At 73.5% G+C, this 16,473-nt stretch carries 18 protein-coding genes; 9 read left to right on the top strand and 9 right to left on the bottom strand.

Annotated features, from left to right (window positions below; translation table 11 throughout):
- Nucleotides 1–23 precede the first annotated feature (23 nt).
- From rplL to QM641_RS05030, 5 genes are all read left to right on the top strand, one after another.
- A complete protein-coding gene (gene rplL, locus QM641_RS05050) occupies nucleotides 24–410 on the top strand; it encodes a 50S ribosomal protein L7/L12 (protein WP_415114082.1) in 387 nt (128 codons plus the stop codon).
- Nucleotides 411–631: 221 nt separating this feature from the next.
- The gene (locus QM641_RS05045) at nucleotides 632–1,276 is read left to right on the top strand and encodes a phosphatase PAP2 family protein (RefSeq protein WP_415114080.1); all 645 of its coding nucleotides are present in this window, start codon (nucleotides 632–634) and stop codon (nucleotides 1,274–1,276) included.
- A 9-nt stretch (nucleotides 1,277–1,285) separates the two neighbouring features.
- Complete coding sequence (locus tag QM641_RS05040) at nucleotides 1,286–3,214, top strand: helicase HerA-like domain-containing protein (RefSeq protein ID WP_415114078.1); 1,929 nt, start codon at nucleotides 1,286–1,288, stop codon at nucleotides 3,212–3,214.
- A gap of 183 nt (nucleotides 3,215–3,397) precedes the next feature.
- Complete coding sequence (locus QM641_RS05035) at nucleotides 3,398–3,877, top strand: MogA/MoaB family molybdenum cofactor biosynthesis protein (RefSeq protein ID WP_415114076.1); 480 nt, start codon at nucleotides 3,398–3,400, stop codon at nucleotides 3,875–3,877.
- The gene (locus tag QM641_RS05030; RefSeq protein WP_415114074.1) at nucleotides 3,874–4,302 is read left to right on the top strand and encodes a molybdenum cofactor biosynthesis protein MoaE; all 429 of its coding nucleotides are present in this window, start codon (nucleotides 3,874–3,876) and stop codon (nucleotides 4,300–4,302) included. The genes QM641_RS05035 and QM641_RS05030 overlap by 4 nt, the downstream gene beginning before the upstream one ends.
- Before the next feature lie 42 nt (nucleotides 4,303–4,344).
- Here QM641_RS05030 and QM641_RS05025 read toward each other — a convergent pair whose 3' ends face one another.
- Genes QM641_RS05025 through QM641_RS05000 form a run of 6 tightly spaced genes read right to left on the bottom strand, consistent with a single transcriptional unit; the run spans nucleotide 4,345 to nucleotide 8,392 of the window.
- Nucleotides 4,345–4,578 (bottom strand): MoaD/ThiS family protein, encoded by a 234-nt coding sequence (locus QM641_RS05025; protein ID WP_415114072.1) that lies wholly within the window; start codon nucleotides 4,576–4,578, stop codon nucleotides 4,345–4,347.
- On the bottom strand, nucleotides 4,578–4,838 hold the full coding sequence (locus QM641_RS05020) for a DUF6457 domain-containing protein (RefSeq protein WP_415114070.1): 261 nt from the start codon (nucleotides 4,836–4,838) through the stop codon (nucleotides 4,578–4,580). The genes QM641_RS05025 and QM641_RS05020 overlap by 1 nt, the downstream gene beginning before the upstream one ends.
- Nucleotides 4,835–5,515: a molybdenum cofactor guanylyltransferase gene (locus tag QM641_RS05015; protein WP_415114068.1), complete on the bottom strand. Its 681-nt coding sequence runs from the start codon at nucleotides 5,513–5,515 to the stop codon at nucleotides 4,835–4,837. The genes QM641_RS05020 and QM641_RS05015 overlap by 4 nt, the downstream gene beginning before the upstream one ends.
- Complete coding sequence (moaC, locus tag QM641_RS05010; RefSeq protein WP_415114066.1) at nucleotides 5,512–6,048, bottom strand: cyclic pyranopterin monophosphate synthase MoaC; 537 nt, start codon at nucleotides 6,046–6,048, stop codon at nucleotides 5,512–5,514. The genes QM641_RS05015 and moaC overlap by 4 nt, the downstream gene beginning before the upstream one ends.
- Nucleotides 6,045–7,283 (bottom strand): gephyrin-like molybdotransferase Glp, encoded by a 1,239-nt coding sequence (glp, locus tag QM641_RS05005; RefSeq protein WP_415114064.1) that lies wholly within the window; start codon nucleotides 7,281–7,283, stop codon nucleotides 6,045–6,047. The genes moaC and glp overlap by 4 nt, the downstream gene beginning before the upstream one ends.
- A complete protein-coding gene (locus tag QM641_RS05000) occupies nucleotides 7,283–8,392 on the bottom strand; it encodes a ThiF family adenylyltransferase (protein ID WP_415114062.1) in 1,110 nt (369 codons plus the stop codon). Before QM641_RS05000 ends, glp begins: the two co-directional genes overlap by 1 nt.
- A gap of 109 nt (nucleotides 8,393–8,501) precedes the next feature.
- Here QM641_RS05000 and QM641_RS04995 point away from each other — a divergent pair, with 109 nt between their 5' ends.
- Genes QM641_RS04995 through QM641_RS04980 form a run of 4 tightly spaced genes read left to right on the top strand, consistent with a single transcriptional unit; the run spans nucleotide 8,502 to nucleotide 11,615 of the window.
- Entirely contained in the window at nucleotides 8,502–8,894 is a 393-nt protein-coding gene (locus tag QM641_RS04995; RefSeq protein ID WP_415114060.1) for a TOBE domain-containing protein, read from the top strand.
- A gap of 2 nt (nucleotides 8,895–8,896) precedes the next feature.
- Nucleotides 8,897–9,685 carry a molybdate ABC transporter substrate-binding protein gene (gene modA / locus QM641_RS04990; protein ID WP_415114058.1) on the top strand — a complete coding sequence of 263 codons (789 nt, stop codon included), beginning with the start codon at nucleotides 8,897–8,899 and terminating at the stop codon, nucleotides 9,683–9,685.
- Nucleotides 9,686–9,702: 17 nt separating this feature from the next.
- Nucleotides 9,703–10,515, top strand: a complete 813-nt coding sequence (modB, locus tag QM641_RS04985) for a molybdate ABC transporter permease subunit (protein WP_415114056.1) — start codon at nucleotides 9,703–9,705, stop codon at nucleotides 10,513–10,515.
- Nucleotides 10,512–11,615, top strand: coding sequence for an ABC transporter ATP-binding protein (locus tag QM641_RS04980; RefSeq protein WP_415114054.1), 1,104 nt, complete (start codon nucleotides 10,512–10,514; stop codon nucleotides 11,613–11,615). The genes modB and QM641_RS04980 overlap by 4 nt, the downstream gene beginning before the upstream one ends.
- Before the next feature lie 180 nt (nucleotides 11,616–11,795).
- On the opposite strand, the gene cydC is transcribed toward QM641_RS04980, so the two are convergent.
- The 3 genes from cydC to cydB all read right to left on the bottom strand — a co-directional run bounded on the left by cydC (nucleotide 11,796) and on the right by cydB (nucleotide 16,466).
- Nucleotides 11,796–13,454, bottom strand: a complete 1,659-nt coding sequence (gene cydC, locus QM641_RS04975) for a thiol reductant ABC exporter subunit CydC (RefSeq protein WP_415114052.1) — start codon at nucleotides 13,452–13,454, stop codon at nucleotides 11,796–11,798.
- Nucleotides 13,451–15,277 (bottom strand): thiol reductant ABC exporter subunit CydD, encoded by a 1,827-nt coding sequence (gene cydD / locus QM641_RS04970; RefSeq protein ID WP_415114050.1) that lies wholly within the window; start codon nucleotides 15,275–15,277, stop codon nucleotides 13,451–13,453. The genes cydC and cydD overlap by 4 nt, the downstream gene beginning before the upstream one ends.
- Before the next feature lie 157 nt (nucleotides 15,278–15,434).
- Nucleotides 15,435–16,466: a cytochrome d ubiquinol oxidase subunit II gene (gene cydB, locus QM641_RS04965; RefSeq protein ID WP_415114048.1), complete on the bottom strand. Its 1,032-nt coding sequence runs from the start codon at nucleotides 16,464–16,466 to the stop codon at nucleotides 15,435–15,437.
- Between the last annotated feature and the right edge of the window lie 7 nt (nucleotides 16,467–16,473).

Genomic DNA, 16,473 nt, shown 5'->3' with positions numbered 1-16,473 from the left:
AGTAACCACAACAAGGAGAAATCATGGCAAAGCTCACCACCGACGAGCTGATCGACGCCTTCAAGGAGCTGTCGCTCATCGAGCTCAGCGAGTTCGTCAAGCAGTTCGAAGAGGTCTTCGACGTCACCGCCGCCGCCCCGGTCGCCGTGGCCGCCGCCGCGCCCGGTGGCGCCGCCCCGGTCGAGGAGGTCGAGGAGAAGGACTCGTTCGACGTCATCCTCGAGGCCGCCGGCGACAAGAAGATCCAGGTCATCAAGGCCGTCCGCGAGCTCACCTCGCTCGGCCTCGGCGAGGCCAAGGCCGTCGTCGACGGCGCCCCCGCCCCCGTGCTGGAGGGCGCGAACAAGGACGACGCCGAGAAGGCCAAGGCCGCGCTCGAAGAGGCCGGCGCGACCGTCACCCTCAAGTGAGTCGGGGCGGCCGCGCCGCCCGACCTCGCTGTACGAAGACCTCCGGGCCCTGGGCCCGGAGGTCTTCGTCGTCCCCGGCGGGGCGCCGCGGACAGGATCGGCCGGTGGCCGTGCCGCGTACAGGGCGAATCGCGCTTTCGGTGCCGTCGGGGGCCCGTAGGTGCCACTTCGCCCTGTGAACGGGACGCGAAGGGGGCGAGCCGGCCGGGCAGAATGGGGAGATGGACCGCAACCGGAGGATCGCACCGGTCACGCTTCGCATCGCGGGGCTGGTCGCCGGGCTGCTGTTGGTCGGTGCAGCGGCCGGCATCGGGGCATGGGTGGTCGCCGCGGGAGCCCCGCCCGCTGTCGATCGATGGTGGAACGGGGTCGCCGTCGGCGCGCCGGAGCCGCTCGTGACTCTAGCGCTCGCCATGAACCTCCTCGGCGGCGGGTGGCTGGGCGTCTACGCTGTTCCGATCGGAGCCACGCTGGCCTTGATCATGGTGCGCCGAACCTGGGGCGGTGCGTGCTTCCTACTGGCCTCCATGCTGAGTGCCGTGATCGTGCAGTTCGCCAAGCACGCCTTCGGGCGGGCGCGGCCCGAGGACATGCTCGTCGTCTCCGACTACGGCTCGTTCCCCTCGGGACACACGGCGAACGCGGCGACGATCGCCGTGGTGCTGTTCGTGCTGTTCCCCCGGGTCTGGGTCGCCGTCGCCGGAGCCGCGTGGATGATCGCGATGGGCCTCAGCCGGACGATTCTGCATGCGCACTGGCTCAGCGATACGGTTGGCGGGGCGTTGATCGGGGCAGGTGCCGCGCTTCTGGTCGCCGTCGCGCTGGCCGGTCCTCTCGGCCGTGAGCGCGCAGCCCTGGCTCGCTAGGCTGACGGCATGAGTGCCGCCGAAGACCCCGCCGTCGCCGCCGCCGAAGCCGATCTCGCGCGGCTGAGAGCCGAGGCCGAGGCGGCCGAGGCGCAGCTGAAAGCGGCGCAGGCCCGTGCCGCGCTCGCGGCTGCCGAGGCCGAGAATGCCAGGGCTCGCGCGGCCGGCGCCTCCGCCGGAGTGCCGGAGGTGGCACCCTCGGGGGAGGAGGTGGCACCCTCGGCGGAGGAGGTGGCACCCTCGGCGGAGGAGGTGGCACCCTCGGGCGTCGGGGGCGGGGACGCGGGCGGGGGCGGGGCGGCCGAGGCGGCCGGGCCGCTCGATGACGCGGCGGTCGCGGCGATCGTCAAGGGCTACGCCTTCGAGGGCGAGACGCTCGACGTGGGGGCCCTCGTCAACGGCGACCCGGTCGCCGAGGCGCAGATCCGCATCCCGCTCGGCATGATCAATCGCCACGGGCTTGTCGCCGGCGCGACCGGCACCGGCAAGACGCGCACGCTCCAGGGTCTTGCCGAGCAGCTCGCAGCCAAGGGCGTGCCGGTGTTCGCGGCCGACATCAAGGGCGACCTGTCCGGCATGGCGACCGCCGGAGCTCCGAGCGACAAGCTGCTCGCGCGCACGAAGGCGATCGGGCAGGACTGGAGCCCCGCGGCATCCGTCGTCGAGTACTACGCGCTCGGCGGCATCGGCAAGGGCGTGCCGGTGCGGGCGACCGTGTCGGGCTTCGGGCCACTGCTGCTGAGTAAAGTCCTGGGCCTGAACGAGACGCAGGAGTCGAGCCTCGGCCTTGTGTTCCACTACGCCGATCAGCACGGTCTGGCCCTGGTCGACCTCAGCGACCTGCGCGCCGTGCTCACTTATCTCACCAGCGACGAGGGCAAGGCCGAGCTGAAGACCCTCGGCGGGCTCTCGCCCGCGACCGCCGGGGTCATCCTGCGCGAGCTCATCACGTTCGCCGACGGCGGTGCCGACGTCTTCTTCGGCGAGCCCGAGTACGACGTGAAGGACTTCCTGCGCACGGCCGCGGATGGGCGCGGCGTCGTCAACCTCCTCGAGGTGCCGGGCGTCGCCGACAAGCCGGCCCTGTTCTCGACGTTCCTCATGTATCTGCTGGCCGAGCTGTTCGAGCTGCTCCCCGAGGTCGGCGACCCGGACAAGCCGAAGCTCGTGTTCTTCTTCGACGAGGCGCATCTGCTCTTCAAGGACGCGTCGAAGGACTTCCTCGCCTCGATCGTGCAGACGGTGCGGCTGATCCGTTCGAAGGGCGTCGGTGTCTTCTTCGTGACGCAGACCCCCAAGGACCTGCCCTCCGACGTGCTCGCGCAGCTCGGCTCGCGCGTGCAGCACGCCCTGCGCGCCTTCACCCCCGACGACGCGAAGGCGCTGCGGGCCACCGTCGGCACCTACCCGAGATCGGGCTACGACCTCGAGCGCGTGCTGCAGGAGCTCGGCACCGGTGAGGCGATCGTCACGGTCATGAGCGAGAAGGGTGCGCCGACGCCGGTCGCCTGGACGCGCCTGCGCGCCCCGCAGGGGCTCATGTCGCCGACGCCGGATGCCGCCATCGATGCGGTTGTCGCGGCATCCCCCCTGCTCGCGAAGTACGGCACCGCGATCGACCGCGAGTCGGCGCGCGAGGTGCTCACGGCCAAGATGAATGCCGCCGCCGAGGCGGAGGCGGCCGAGCAGACGGCGCTTGCGAAGGCGAAGGCCGATGCCGAGTACGCCAAGCAGCAGGCGGCGATCCAGAAGCAGGCCGACAAGGAGGCGCGCGAGCGGCAGCGGGAGTACGACCGGCTCCTGAAGGCCGCCGGAAGCCGCACGCGCACCACGCGCAGAGCCGAGAAGAGCCCGCTGGAGCAGGTGCTCGGGTCGAAGTCGACGCAGACGATTCTGACCGGGGTGATCCGGGGCATCTTCGGCACCGGCCGCCGCTGAGCGGGCTCTTCGCTCAGCCTGCCCCGCCCCTGGCCCCGCGAGTCACTGCTTCAGGCGCGACTCACTGCGCTGGAGGGCAGTGACTCGCGAGTAAGGCAGTGACCCGGCACGGGAGGCAGTGACTCGCGGGCGGGCCCGGGTGGGGGGCGGGGGCGGATCGACACCGGGTCCTAGGCTGGGAGGATGGGCATGCTCGCCGCGGTGATCACCGTCTCCGACCGGTCCGCGGCGGGCCTGCGCGCGGATGCCAGCGGGCCCGTGGCCGCCGAGCTGCTCCGTGCGGCGGGCTTCGACGTCGGGGAGGCGACGGTGGTGCCCGACGGCGCCGACAGCGTCGAGCAGGCCCTCCGCGCGGCGATCGGCGCGGGAGCGCGACTGGTCGTCACGACCGGCGGCACGGGACTTTCGCCGCGCGATGAGACCCCGGAGGGCACCGCACGCGTGCTCGAGCGTGCGGTGCCGGGGATCGCCGAGGAGCTTCGTCGCATCGGCGCTGCCGCCAAACCCGCGGGTATGCTCTCGCGGGGCCTGTCGGGGATCGCCGGAGGCGCCCTGATCGTGAACCTGGCCGGCTCGCCGCACGCGGTGGCATCCGGCATGCCGGTCGTCCTCTCCGTCGCCTGGCACGTCATCGACCAGCTCTCCGGCGGCGATCACCCGTGAACGCCGTCCGCCTCGCCCGTATCGCCGACGAACCGCTCGAGGTGGCCGTCCACCTCGACGCCGTCGACGATCCGCGTGCGGGCGCCGTCGTGACCTTCCTCGGTCGTGTGCGCGATCACGATCCGGATGCCGCGTCCCCCGTCGTCGCACTGGAGTACTCCGCGCATCCGGATGCCGAGGCCGTGCTCGGCCGCATCGCGCTGGTGGCGCGGGGAACGACCGACGCGCTCGTCGCGGTCAGCCACCGGATCGGGCGGTTGGAGGTCGGCGACCTCGCCGTGGTCATCGCCGTGGCCTCGGCGCACCGCGCCGAGGCGTTCGAGGTGTGCCGCGACCTCATCGAGGCCGTCAAGCGCGAACTGCCGGTGTGGAAGCGGCAGGTCGAGACCGACGGCACGACCCGCTGGAAGGGTCTGGGCGGCTGAGCACAGCCGCCGGGGCTGCTGCCCGCCTGCGTCGCGCGCGGATCAGCCGCCGGCGAACGGGGGAAGCACGTCGACGACGTCGTCGACGCCGAGCGGGGTGTCGTCGTCGACGCGGGCACCGCCGACGAGCACGGCGCAGCGGGGCAGGAGGCCGTCCAGGTCCGGGAACTCCGCCGTCAGCGCCGCCCGGAGGGCGCCGAGCGTGGTTTCGTCGCGGGTCAGCGTGTCGGCGCCGACAGCGTCCTCCGCGGCGGCGAACAGGCGGACGCGGGCCATCAGCCCTCCCACTGATCGGCGAGGCGGGTGACGGCGGCAACGGCGGTGCGCACCTGCTCGGGCGTGCCGCCTGCGGTGCCCGCGGCCAGTCCCGCGGCGAACGCGCTGAGCGGGGCGGCGGGCCGCGCGACTCCGACTGCGACGTCGCGCGCGAGGTCGAGCACGAGCGAGATCGGCAGCGGGTCGGCGAGGCCGAGCTCGGCCTGCAGTGCGGCGGCCCAGTCGTCGAGTGCCTCGGGCGGAAGGGTGCGGTCGCTCATCGTGCTTCTCCTCGTGCGCGGTCCAGGTCGTCCCAGGTATCCACATCCTGCACGATGTCGTCGGGGGCGGCGAGCACCGCGATCGCGAGATCGTCGAGAAGGGCGTGCATCGGCGCATCCCGGCCGCCGCGCGGGAGGGATGCCGCGGACCTGCGCAGTGCCGCCGTGCGGTAGGCGCCGGTGAGCCACTGCGGCCTCGATGAGGCGTCGCCGAGGCACACGCCGTCGGTGTCGGAGGGCAGGAGCAGGATGGCCTCCATCAACCGCGCAGCGGCGGCGCAGGCACGAGGGAGGTCGCATGCGAGCAGAAGCATCCAGTCAGGATCGTGCCCGCGCGCCGCCCATGCGGCCAGGCCCGCGACGATCGCCGCGGCGGGGCCGCCGAAGGGCGGGTCTTCGCGCGTCCACTCGACGTCGAGCTCCGGTACGAGCCGGGGGGCGACGACAGTGATCGGATGCGCGCCGGCGGCGCGTGCGGCGTCGACGGCGTGCTGAAGCAGGGTGCGTCCGCCCACGTCGAGAAGCGGCTTGACCTCGCCGTCGAGGCGCGTCGCCCGCCCGCCCGCGAGGAGGATCGCGCCGAGCGTGGGGGACGCGGGGCGCGTGGGGGATCCGCCGAGTGTCGGGATCGCGCCGAGCGTGGGGGACGCGGGGCGCGAGGCGCCGAAGGCGTTCACGGCTCGCCGGGGCGCATCCACGATCCCGAGCGCCCGCCCTCCTTCGCGATGATGCGGACGTGTTCGATCACGCTCGCACGGTCGAGCCCCTTCACCATGTCGACGATCGTGAGCGCGGCCACGGCGACGGCGGTGAGCGCCTCCATCTCGACGCCGGTGCGGTCGGCGGTGCGCACGGTCGCCTCGATCGCGACCCCGTCGTCACCGACGGCGAGGTCGACGACGGCGCCATGCACGCCGATGACGTGCGCGAGCGGCAGCAGTTCAGGCGCGCGCTTGGCGGCCTGGATGCCGGCGATCCGGGCGACGGCGAGGACGTCGCCCTTCGGCACCGTGCCGTCGCGGAGCGCCGCCACGACGTCGGGAGAGCAGCGGACGAACCCGCGCGCGGTCGCGGCGCGGACGGTGGGCCGCTTGGCCGTGACGTCGACCATGCGCGCGTTGCCGGCGTCGTCGAGATGGGTGAAGCGCGGTGCGGGCGTGCCGGCGTGCTCGCCGGAGGCCGGGCTGCTCGCGGCGTCTGCGGGACTCATGAGATCAGCATGACATCGACGAGCTCGCCGACGGCGACCGCAGCCACCTCGGCGGGGACGACGGCGTAGGCCTCAGCGCTGGCAAGTCCGCCGGCCAGGTGCGACGCCGACCCGCCCGAGGTCGCCGGCGCCACGGTCCACCGGCCGGGGTCGGAACGGTCGATCGCCGCGGGAAGGTACTGTCGACGTCCCGGTGGCGTGCGCCACGCCGCTGCCGCGGGAAGGCGCAGCACGGGTCGGGTGAGCGTGGTCCGCCCGTGCAGCGCGAGCAGCGCGGGCCGCACGAACACCTCGAACGACACGGCGGCGCTGACCGGATTTCCCGGGAGCCCGAACAGCAGCATCCCGTCGCGGACGCCGAAGCCCTGCGGCTTGCCGGGCTGCATCGCGATCCTGGCGAACTCCATGTCGCCGGCGAGAGTGTTCTTGACGACCTCGTACGCGCCGGCGCTCACGCCGCCGGAGAACACGACGACGTGCGCTCCGAGCGCGGCTGCCTCCGCGACCGCCTGGACGGGGCCCTCGCCGTCGTCGGGCACGCTGCGCCGCACGACGACGTCGGCGCCGGCCTCCTCGGCGAGGCGGGCCAGCAGCACACTGTTCGACTCGGGGATCTGCCCGCGCTCCAGCGGCAGCCCCGGCTCGACGAGCTCCGAGCCGGTCGAGACGATGGCCACGCGTGGGCGCCGGGACACGGTGACGCGCGGGATGCCGGCGGCTGCGGCCGCCGCCAGCTGCAGCGCACCCAGCACCGCTCCGGCTCCGAGCACCTCGTCGCCCGCGCGGACATCCTCCCCGCGCCGCCGAATGTGCGCACCGCGCCGAGCGGGAGCCGCGGTGACGGCGATGTCGCCGAGCGAGTCGCCGAGCCCGCCGAGCGTGTCCTCGAAGGGGACGATCGCATCGGCACCCGACGGCACGACCGACCCCGTCATGATCCGCACGGCCTCGCCCGCGCCCAAGCGCGGGTCGAGCGGGCTGCCCGCGGGAAGGTCCGCGACGACGCGGAGGCGAACGGGAGCGTCGGTCGCGGCATCCGCGACGTCGTCGAAGCGGACCGCGAAGCCGTCCATCGCCGAGTTGTCGAAGACGGGGATGTCGACTCGTGCGCGCAGCGGGGCGCGCAGCGTGCGTCCGTGCGCGTCGGCGAGCTCGACCTCCTCGACGCCGAGCGGATGCGCGTGCGACAGCACGCGCCCCAGCTGCTCCTCGACGCTGCGCAGCCCGGGCTGCATCAGGCGCCGTTTCGCCAGGCAGCGAGCCCGCCGGCGAGGACATCGGCCGCGACGCCGCACGCCGCCAGCGCCTCCGCGGCGCGCGCGGCACGGAGGCCGTGCTCGCAGATGACGACGACGCGCTCGGCATCGACCTGGCCCGGGTCCGCGAGCAGCGTGCCGAGGGGGATCAGCAGCGAGTCCGCGACGATGCCCCGATCCGTCTCCCACGGCTCCCGCACGTCGAGGAGCGTCGCGCCGGCATCCTGGGCTGCCAGCATCTCGGCGGCTGTCAGCTGCGCGGGGGCGGCGGGTGCGGCATCGTGCGGGAGGTCGTCGGTCATACCCACAGGATGCCGCATCCGAGCGGCGGAGCGCAGCGTCACCTCCGTCTGCCGGCCGCGCAGGGCGTTCACCAGCATGATGCGGCCCAGCAGCGGCTCGCCGACGCCGGCGACGAGCTTGATCGCCTCGAGCGCGAGCATCCCGCCGACCTGGACGCACAGTGCGCCGAGCACGCCGACCTCGGCGCACGTCGGCAGGGCGCCGACGGTGTCCGCCGGATACAGGTCGGCCAGCACGACCGGCGCGACGCCTTCGGGCGGGCGGTTCCAGAACACCGTCACCTGCGCGTCGAACTCCTGAACAGTGCCCCACACGAGCGGGATGCCGAGGGCCTCCGCACCGGCGGCGACCGCCGCGCGCGTCGCGAACAGGTCGGAGCCGTCGATCACGACGTCGGCACCCGAGAGCAGCTCGGCGGCGTTCTCGCGCGTGAGTCGTCGCGCGACCGGGACGACGACGGTGTCGGAGAGGTCGGCGGCGACCCGCGCGGCGCTGTCGGTCTTCGGCGACCCGATGTCCGACCTGCGGTGCATCACCTGACGCTGCAGATTGGACGCGTCGACGTCGTCGTCATCGATGACGGTGAGCGTGCCGATGCCGGCCGCGGCGAGGGCGAGCACGACGGCGGAGCCGAGACCGCCCGCTCCGACGACCGCGACGTGCGCGGCGGCGAGGCGGCGCTGCGCGAGCTCGCCGAAGCCCGCGAGCGCGGCGTGCCGTGCGGTGCGCTCGCGCTCCGCGTCGGTGAGCGCGGCGACAGGCTCGACCAGCGGGGGGAGGGGCATCCCCTCACGCTACCCGCTGCCCGACCACGTGAGGTCGGGAGCCGCAAGAGCGGTGGCTAATGGCATGAAGACTCCGCATCCGCGGTGAAAAGACGGCTACGGTTGATCAATGACCAGCTATCGCATAGCGGATGCCGCGCGGCTGCTCGGCGTCTCCGACGACACCGTCCGCCGCTGGATCGAGCACGGGCAGCTGCCCGCTCTCGACGGATCGCCCGTCGAGATCGCCGGTGAAGCGCTGGCCGCGCGCGCCGTCGAGCTCGCATCGACGCCGCCCGATCCCGCCGACGTGCTCTCCAGCGCCCGCAACCGGTTCGTCGGGATCGTCACGCGCGTGCAGGCCGACGGCGTCATGGCGCAGGTCGACATCCAGGCGGGACCGCACCGCGTCGTATCCCTCATGTCGGCGGAGGCCGTGCGCGAACTGGGCCTGGAGATCGGGTCGCTCGCCGTCGCCGTCGTGAAGGCCACCACCGTCATCGTCGAGACCCCGAAAGGCTGAAAATGCGCCGACCTGTCCTCGCCGCCGCTGCGGCTGCTGCCGTCGTCCTCCTCGCCGGATGCGCGAGCGCCGAGCCCGCGGCATCCCCGTCTCCGACCGCCACGGCGTCGGCCGAGCCGGCGCTGGAAGGCGACCTCGTGATCTTCGCGGCGGCGTCGCTGACCGCGGCGTTCGACGACATCGCGGCGGCGTTCGAGGACGAGCATCCCGACGTCGACGTGCAGCCGATCCGCTACGACGGGTCGAGCACGCTCGCGACGCAGATCATCGAGGGGGCGGCGGTCGACGTCTTCGCCTCAGCCGACGAGAACAACATGACGAAGGTGACGGATGCCGGCCTCGCCTCCGCCGCCGAGTTGTTCGCGACCAACACGCTCGTCGTCGCGGTGCCCGCGGGAAACCCCGCAGGCATCGACGACCTCGAGGGCCTCGCCGGTGCGACAGTCGTGCTGTGCGCCCCCGAGGTGCCGTGCGGCGCGGCATCCCAGCGCCTGCTCGAGGCCGCCGGCGTCGCCGTCACGCCCGCGAGCCTCGAGCAGAACGTGACGGCCGTGCTCACGAAGGTGCAGGCCGACGAGGCGGATGCCGGGCTCGTATATGCGACCGACGTCATCGGCAAGGACGACGTCGAGTCGTTCGTGCCGGAGGGAGCGGCCGACGTCGTGAACCGGTATCCGCTCGTCGCCCTCGACGACGCGCCCAACCCCGAAGCGGCCGACGCGTTCGTCGCGTTCGTACTGAGCCCCGCGGGGCAGGAGATCCTCGCGTCGTACGGGTTCGGTGCGCCCTGATCCGTGAGAGCCAGAGCATGACAGGTCACGACGAGTCGCGCGGCTACTCGCCGCGCTGGCTGCTGCTGCCCGCCCTCGCGGGTCTCGCGTTCCTCGTGCTGCCGCTGACGGCGCTCGTCGGGCGCGTCGAGTGGTCGACGCTGTGGGCCGACATCACTGCGGCGGCGGCGATCGACGCGCTCGTGCTGTCGTTGTCGACCGGCCTCGTCGCAACGACCGCGTGCCTCGTCCTCGGCATTCCGCTCGCGATCCTCATCGCGCGCTCCGGGCCTCGTGTGAGCGCCGTGCTGCGGGCCTTCGTGACAGTGCCGCTCGTGCTGCCGCCGATGGTCGGCGGCGTCGCGCTGCTGTTCCTGCTCGGACGCACGAGTCCGGTCGGGTCGCTCGTCGACCAGTGGTGGGGCATCCGCCTCCCGTTCACGACGGCGGCGGTCGTGGTGGCCCAGACCTTCGTGGCGCTGCCCTTCCTCGTGCTCGCCCTGGAGGGAGCGCTGCGCACGACCGGGGTCGGGTACGAGCAGGCCGCGGCGTCCCTCGGCGCGGGCCGGTGGACCATCCTGACGCGGGTCACGCTGCCGCTGGCGGCGCCCGGGCTCGTGGCCGGCACCGTGCTGTGCTTCGCCCGCGCGGTCGGCGAGTTCGGTGCGACGGCACTGTTCGCCGGCAACGCGCCGGGCGTCACGCAGACGATGCCGCTCGCGATCTACACGGCCTTCAACGGTGCCGGTGTGGGGCAGGGCACCGCCGTGGCGCTCTCGCTCCTGCTGCTGGTCACGGCGGTCGGGACACTGCTGCTCGTGCGCGGCTGGCGCCCGGGAGCGCCCGGGTGACGGCGGGCGAGCTCGACGCGCACGTCGTCGTCGCGCGGCGCGACTTCCGGCTCGATGTCGCCGTGTCGGCGGCGCGCGGCGAGACGGTCGCGATCATGGGGCCGAGCGGCGCGGGCAAGTCGACGCTGCTCGGAGCGATCGCGGGCCTGACGCGGCTGCGCGAGGGATTCGTCCGGATCGACGGGACGGATGTCGCGGGTCGCCGCCCCGTTCCGCCGAACCGGCGTGGCATCGTGCTGCTCGGGCAGGAGCCCCGCCTGTTCCCGCACATGTCGGCGCGCGACAACGTCGCCTTCGGACTGCGCGCGCACGGCGCGGATCGCGACCACGCGAGGCGTGAGGCCGACGACTGGCTGGGCCGCGTCGGACTCGACGGGTTCGGCGCCCAGCGTCCGGCCGAGCTGTCCGGCGGTCAGCAGCAGCGCGTCGCGCTCGCCCGCGCGCTCGCGACCTCTCCCCGCGTCATGCTGCTCGACGAGCCGCTCACGGCGCTCGACCCCGAGACGGCGGGCGAGATCCGCGCGCTCGTCGCCGAGCAGCTGTTGCACGCGCAGGTGACGACGCTCGTCGTGACGCACGACGCCGTGGACGCGGCATCCCTGGCACGGCGCCTCGTCATCGTCGAGGACGGGCGCGTGAGCCAGGAGGGGGCGGTGCGCGAGGTGCTCTCGACACCTGGGTCGCGGTTCGCGGCGGCGGTCGCGGGCGTGAACCGCCTCGTCGGCGACGCGGATGCCGGAAGGTGGCGCTCGGGTGGAGTCGTCCTGGAGTCTGCGGACGCGGCATCCCGCGCCGCCGCGTCGCCCCGTGGGCCGATCGCGGCGCTCGTGCGGCCGGGTGCCGTACGGCTGGAAGGCGTGGTGGACCCGTCGTGGACGGGCCCGACCCGGCTCGCGGGGGCGACCGAGCCGGTCCCGGGCACGTGGCTCGCCCGGATCGCGCGGCTCGAGCAGACGCCTTCCGGCGCACGCGTGCACACGGTAGAGCCGGCCGTCGCCGTCGACGTCGCAGCTGACACCGTCGCAGGCCTCGGCCTTGCCGCCGGGACGGTCGTGCGGCTGCGGGCGGACCCCGCCGACGTGCGGTTCGTGCCGGTCTGAGACCGACCGAGTCCCGCGGCACCGTGCCGTGCGCGCTGCTGCTCTCATGGCCATGCGCAAGCGCCTTCCGACTTCCAAGCCGACGGCACAGCGCCCGCGCATCCAGCCTTCGTCCGGGCACCATTCCGGTCGATGAGCTCGAAGTGCGGTCCGACAGGGCGGGCCGCCGGGGGCGGCGGGTCAGGGGACGAGACCGCCGTCCTCGATCCGCACCACGCGGTCGACGAGGCCCAGCGGCACCTCGACGTGCGAGATCAGCACGACCGTGCGGCCGCCGGCAGCTCCGAGCAGCTCCGCCAGCAGGGCGTCGGATGCCGCGGGGTCGACCCCCGCGGTGGGCTCGTCGAGCACGAGCACCGGGAAGTCGGCCAGGAGCGCCCGCGCCAGCGCGAGGCGCTGCGCCTGACCACCCGACACCAGCGATCCCCGGTCGCCGACGCGCGCGTCGAGCCCGCCGCGCGCGGTCAGCCAGGGTCCGAGGCCGACGCGGTCGAGCACGGCGTGCAGGTCGGCGTCGGTGGCATCCTCCCGCGCGAACAGCAGGTTCTGCCGCACCGACTCGTCGAACAGATACGGCGACTGCTCGCACAGGCCGACCGTGCGGCGCAGGTCGTCTCCCGAGAGGGTACGCGCCTCGACGCCGCCCAGCGTGTACGAGCCGGTGTAGTCGAGGAAGCGTACGAGCAGGTGCGCCAGGCTCGTCTTGCCCGCCCCGCTCGGGCCGATCACGAGCACGCGCTCGCCGGGTGCGATCGCGAGGTCGACCCCGCGCACGCCCCGATCGGTGCCGGGCCAGTGCGCGGCGGCATCCGTCAGCACGATTCCGTCGCCCACCGCGGAAGCCGTGCCGGTGGGCGCCGGCTCGTGGTGCGGGATGCCGTCGGGCACCGCATCCGGCACCGCCTCGGCGATGCGCGCGGCGGCCGAGCGCACCTGCCGCCACGAGGCGAGGGCGAGCGGCACCGGGCCGAAGATCTCGAACACCGCCATGGGGAGGAGCACGACGACGGCCAGCGCCGGCCCGGTGAACCCGCCCTGGCCCACGTGCGGCGCGGCGGCGACCAGGACGCCCAGCGAGGCGAGGCCGGCCAGGAGCGAGACGGTGCCCGCGGTCAGCCCCTGGGCCGACGCGCGCCGGACTGTCGCTGCTCGCAGGGCCGCATCGGCCTCGTGTACGCGGCGGACCGACTGCGGCAGCGCGCCGTAGGCGGTGAGCACGTCGAGCGCGACGAACTGGTCGAGGAGGGCATCGGCGACGCGGGCCCGGAGCGGGGCGAGCGCGCGCTCGGCGCGCGCTCCCACGGCCCAGCCGAGCCGCACGGCGGCGGCGAAGGCCGCGACCAGACACGCGAGGGTGACCGCTCCTGCGACGGGGGAGAGGAGCCACACGAACACGACGCTCGCCGCGGCAGCCAGGGCCGCCGCCACGAGGGGCTGAACGACCCGCAGCGGCAGGTGCTGCAGCTCCTCCACGTCGTCGACGAGGCTGGAGAGCATGTCGCCGCGTCGGGCGTGGCCGATGCCGTCGGGGGCCAGCGGCACGATCCGGCGCACGAGCGCCGCGCGCACGGCGGCGAGCTGGGCGAGGGCCGCCTGGTGACCGGCGAGCCGCTCCAGGTAGCGGAAGACGCCGCGGCTGAGCGCGCACGCGCGCGCCACGACGATGACCGCGGACAGGTACATCAGCGCCGGCTGCTCGGCCGCCCGCGCGATGAGCCACGCGCTCGCCGCGAGAAGCGCGATGGCGCTGAGCGCGGTGCCGAGGCCGGCGAGGACCGCGGGTGCGAAGCGTCGCGCCGGAGGCTGGGCGGCGCGCAGGATGCCGCGCGCGTCGGTCATCCGCGAACCTCCGCCGGCTTCAGGCGCACGATGCGGTCGGCGACCTCTCGCGCCGAGGTGCGGTGCGAGATGAGGAGGGCCCCGGCCCCGCCGTCGGCGACGGCGCGCAGCTGACGCCACAGGGCGGCCTCGGTCTCGGCATCCAGCGCGCTGGACGGCTCGTCCAGGATCAGGATGCCGGGGGCGCCGGCGCGTTCGGACAGCACGTCGAGGCGGTACAGCGCCCGCGCAACGGCGACCCGCTGCGCCTGACCGCCGGAGAGGCCGGCCCCGGCCGCGCCGAGGACGTGGGCGGGGTCGAGGCCGCCGGCCTGCGCGCGACGCAGTGCATCGGCGACGCGGACGGGGTCGGGGACGCCGTCGCCGAGCGCGACGTTGTCGGCGATCGTGCCGGCGACGAGGCCGGGGCGCTGGCCGGTCCAGGCGATGCGGCGGCGGCGGGCCGCAGCATCCGAGTCGCCGTCGACGCTCACACGACCCTCGTGCTCGGCGAAGCCCAGGATCGCCGCGACGACGCTCGACTTGCCGGTCCCGCTCGGCCCCTCCACGAGCACCAGCTCGCCAGGCGCGACGGTGAGGCTCACCGGCGGCAGGAGCGCGTCGCCGCGGCGGACGCGGACCCCGTCGACGATGAGCCCCGTGGCGGCGCGCATCCCGTCCGGTCGACGGTCGGCATCCCGTTCCCGACGCGCGAAACCTCCCGTCTGCAACGTTTCCGAGCGGAAATCGTTGCAGACGGGAGGTTTCGCGGAGAGTGGCGTGGGCGCCGGATCACGTGCACTCGCCTCGTCGAGCACCGCGAACAGGTCGTCTGTGGCGGCGACGCCCTCGGCAGCGGCGTGGAACTGCACGCCGACCTGGCGGATCGGCAGGTACGCCTCCGGCGCGAGCAGCAGCACGAACAGGCCGATCAGGAGCGACAGCTCGCCCTCGAGCAGGCGCAGTCCGATCGTCACGGCGACGAGTGCGACCGACAGCGAGGCGAGGAACTCCAGCGCGAAGCCGGACAGGAACGACACCCGGAGCACCGTCATCGTCTCGCGTGCGTAGTCGCGTGTGACCGTCTCGATCGAGTCGGCCGCGCGATGCTGCCGGCCGAAGACCTTGAGCGTGCCGAGGCCTCCGACGGTGTCGGCGAAGCGCGCCGCGAGCCGGCGGAGCGTGTCGAACTGGCGCCGCTGCACCGTGCGGGTCGCAAGTCCGATCAGCACCATGAACAGCGGGATGAGCGGGAGGGTCACGAGCACCGTGAGGCCGGAGATCGGGTCGGCCACCCAGATCGCGATCAGCACGACGGGGGTCGTGAAGATCGTCGCGACCAGCTGCGGCAGGTAGCGGCCGAAGTAGGCGTCGAGGGATTCGAGCCCGTGACCGGCGGTGACGGCGAGCGCGGCGGCGTTGCGGCGGCCGATCCAGTCCGGGCCGAGGGTCCCGATCGCCTCGACGAGCCGCGCGCGCAGCTGCAGCGAGACGTGCGCAGCGCCGCGGGCGGCGTTGGTCTCGGATGCCACGACGAGCGCTCCGCGCGCGAGCAGCAGTCCCGCGGCCCCCGCGAGCAGGGGCCAGAGCCGGTCCAGAGGCTCACCGTCGATCGCGCCGACGAGCGCGCGGGTCACCAGCCACGCGAACCCCACGATGACGGCCGACTGGGCGAGCACGATGGCGGCGGCCACGGCGAAGAACCCGCGCGAGGCCGTCGCGTAGCGCAGGAGCCGCGGGTCCACGGGCGCGGCGCGCGGGGCCGGGCCGGGGTCGGTGCCGTCGCGACCCCGGGTGGACGCGCCGGGGCGGCGACCGGCATCCGTCGTCCTGCGTCGCGCCATCCTTCGATCCTGCCGTACTCGCGCGCCGCCCGGATCGGCACGCGCAGCCCGTCGAGCACGGCGTCGCGAGAGCCCTCATTCGGCGCGAAGATCGCGGTGACCACGACGGGCTCGGATATGGACTCTCCTTCGGGGATCCGGGGATGGATGCCGTGGCTCAGTGCGCGGTGGCGGCTGCCTTCTCGATGCGTGCGCGAGTGACACGCTTGCGGAACACCCAGTACGTCCAGCCCTGGTACAGCAGGACGAGGGGCAGGAAGATGACCGCCGCCCAGCTCATGATCGTGAGCGTGTACTCGGTGCTCGACGCGTTCTCGATCGTGAGGCTGCCTGCCGGATCCGTCGACGACGGCATGACATAGGGGAACAGCGCGAGCCACAGCATCAGCACGGCGAAGACGATCGTGACCGCCCCCATCGCGAACGCCAAGCCGTCCTTGCGCATCCGGGCGAAGACGATCGAGTTGACGAGCATGACGGCGGCCACGGCGCCGCACGCGATGACCGCCCACAGCAGCGGCGCCTCGCGCCCGACCGCGAGCATGATCGTCCAGGCGACGGTTCCCGCCGCGAACAGGACTGTCGGGATGGCGGCCTTGAGAGCCAGCGCGTGCGCGTCCTCGCGCACCTGTCCGTCGGTCTTCAGCCCCACGAAGTACACGCCGTGCAGGAAGAACAGCAGCAGCGTCGTGACGCCCACCCACAGCCCGTACGGGTTCAGGAGAGTCAGGAGCGACCCGGTGAACTCGTGGTCCGCGTCGATCGGCACGCCTTGCACGATGTTGCCGACCGCGACGCCCCACAGCAGTGCCGGAGCGGCCGAGCCGATCACGATCATGCGGTCGAAGCGCGCCTTCCAGCGCGGGTCGTCGCGCTGGTGCCGGTACTCGAACGAGACGCCGCGCATGATCAGGGCGAGCAGGATCAGCAGGAGCGCGAGGTAGAAGCCGCTGAACATCGTCGCGTACCACTCCGGGAACGCGGCGAACAGGCACGCGCCCGCGACGATGACCCACGTCTCGTTGAGGTCCCACACCGGGCCGATGGTGTTGATGATCTGCCGTCGCGAGACGTCGTCCTTGCCGAGGAACGGCAGTGACATCCCGACGCCGAAGTCGAAGCCGTCCAGGACGAAGTAGCCGACGAACAGGACGCCGACGATGAAGAACCAGAGCTGTGCGAGTTCCATGGCCGTC

The organism is Microbacterium sp., from assembly GCF_047605725.1.
Taxonomy (GTDB): Bacteria; Actinomycetota; Actinomycetes; order Actinomycetales; family Microbacteriaceae; genus Microbacterium.
This window is presented reverse-complemented; position numbering and strand designations above follow the sequence as displayed.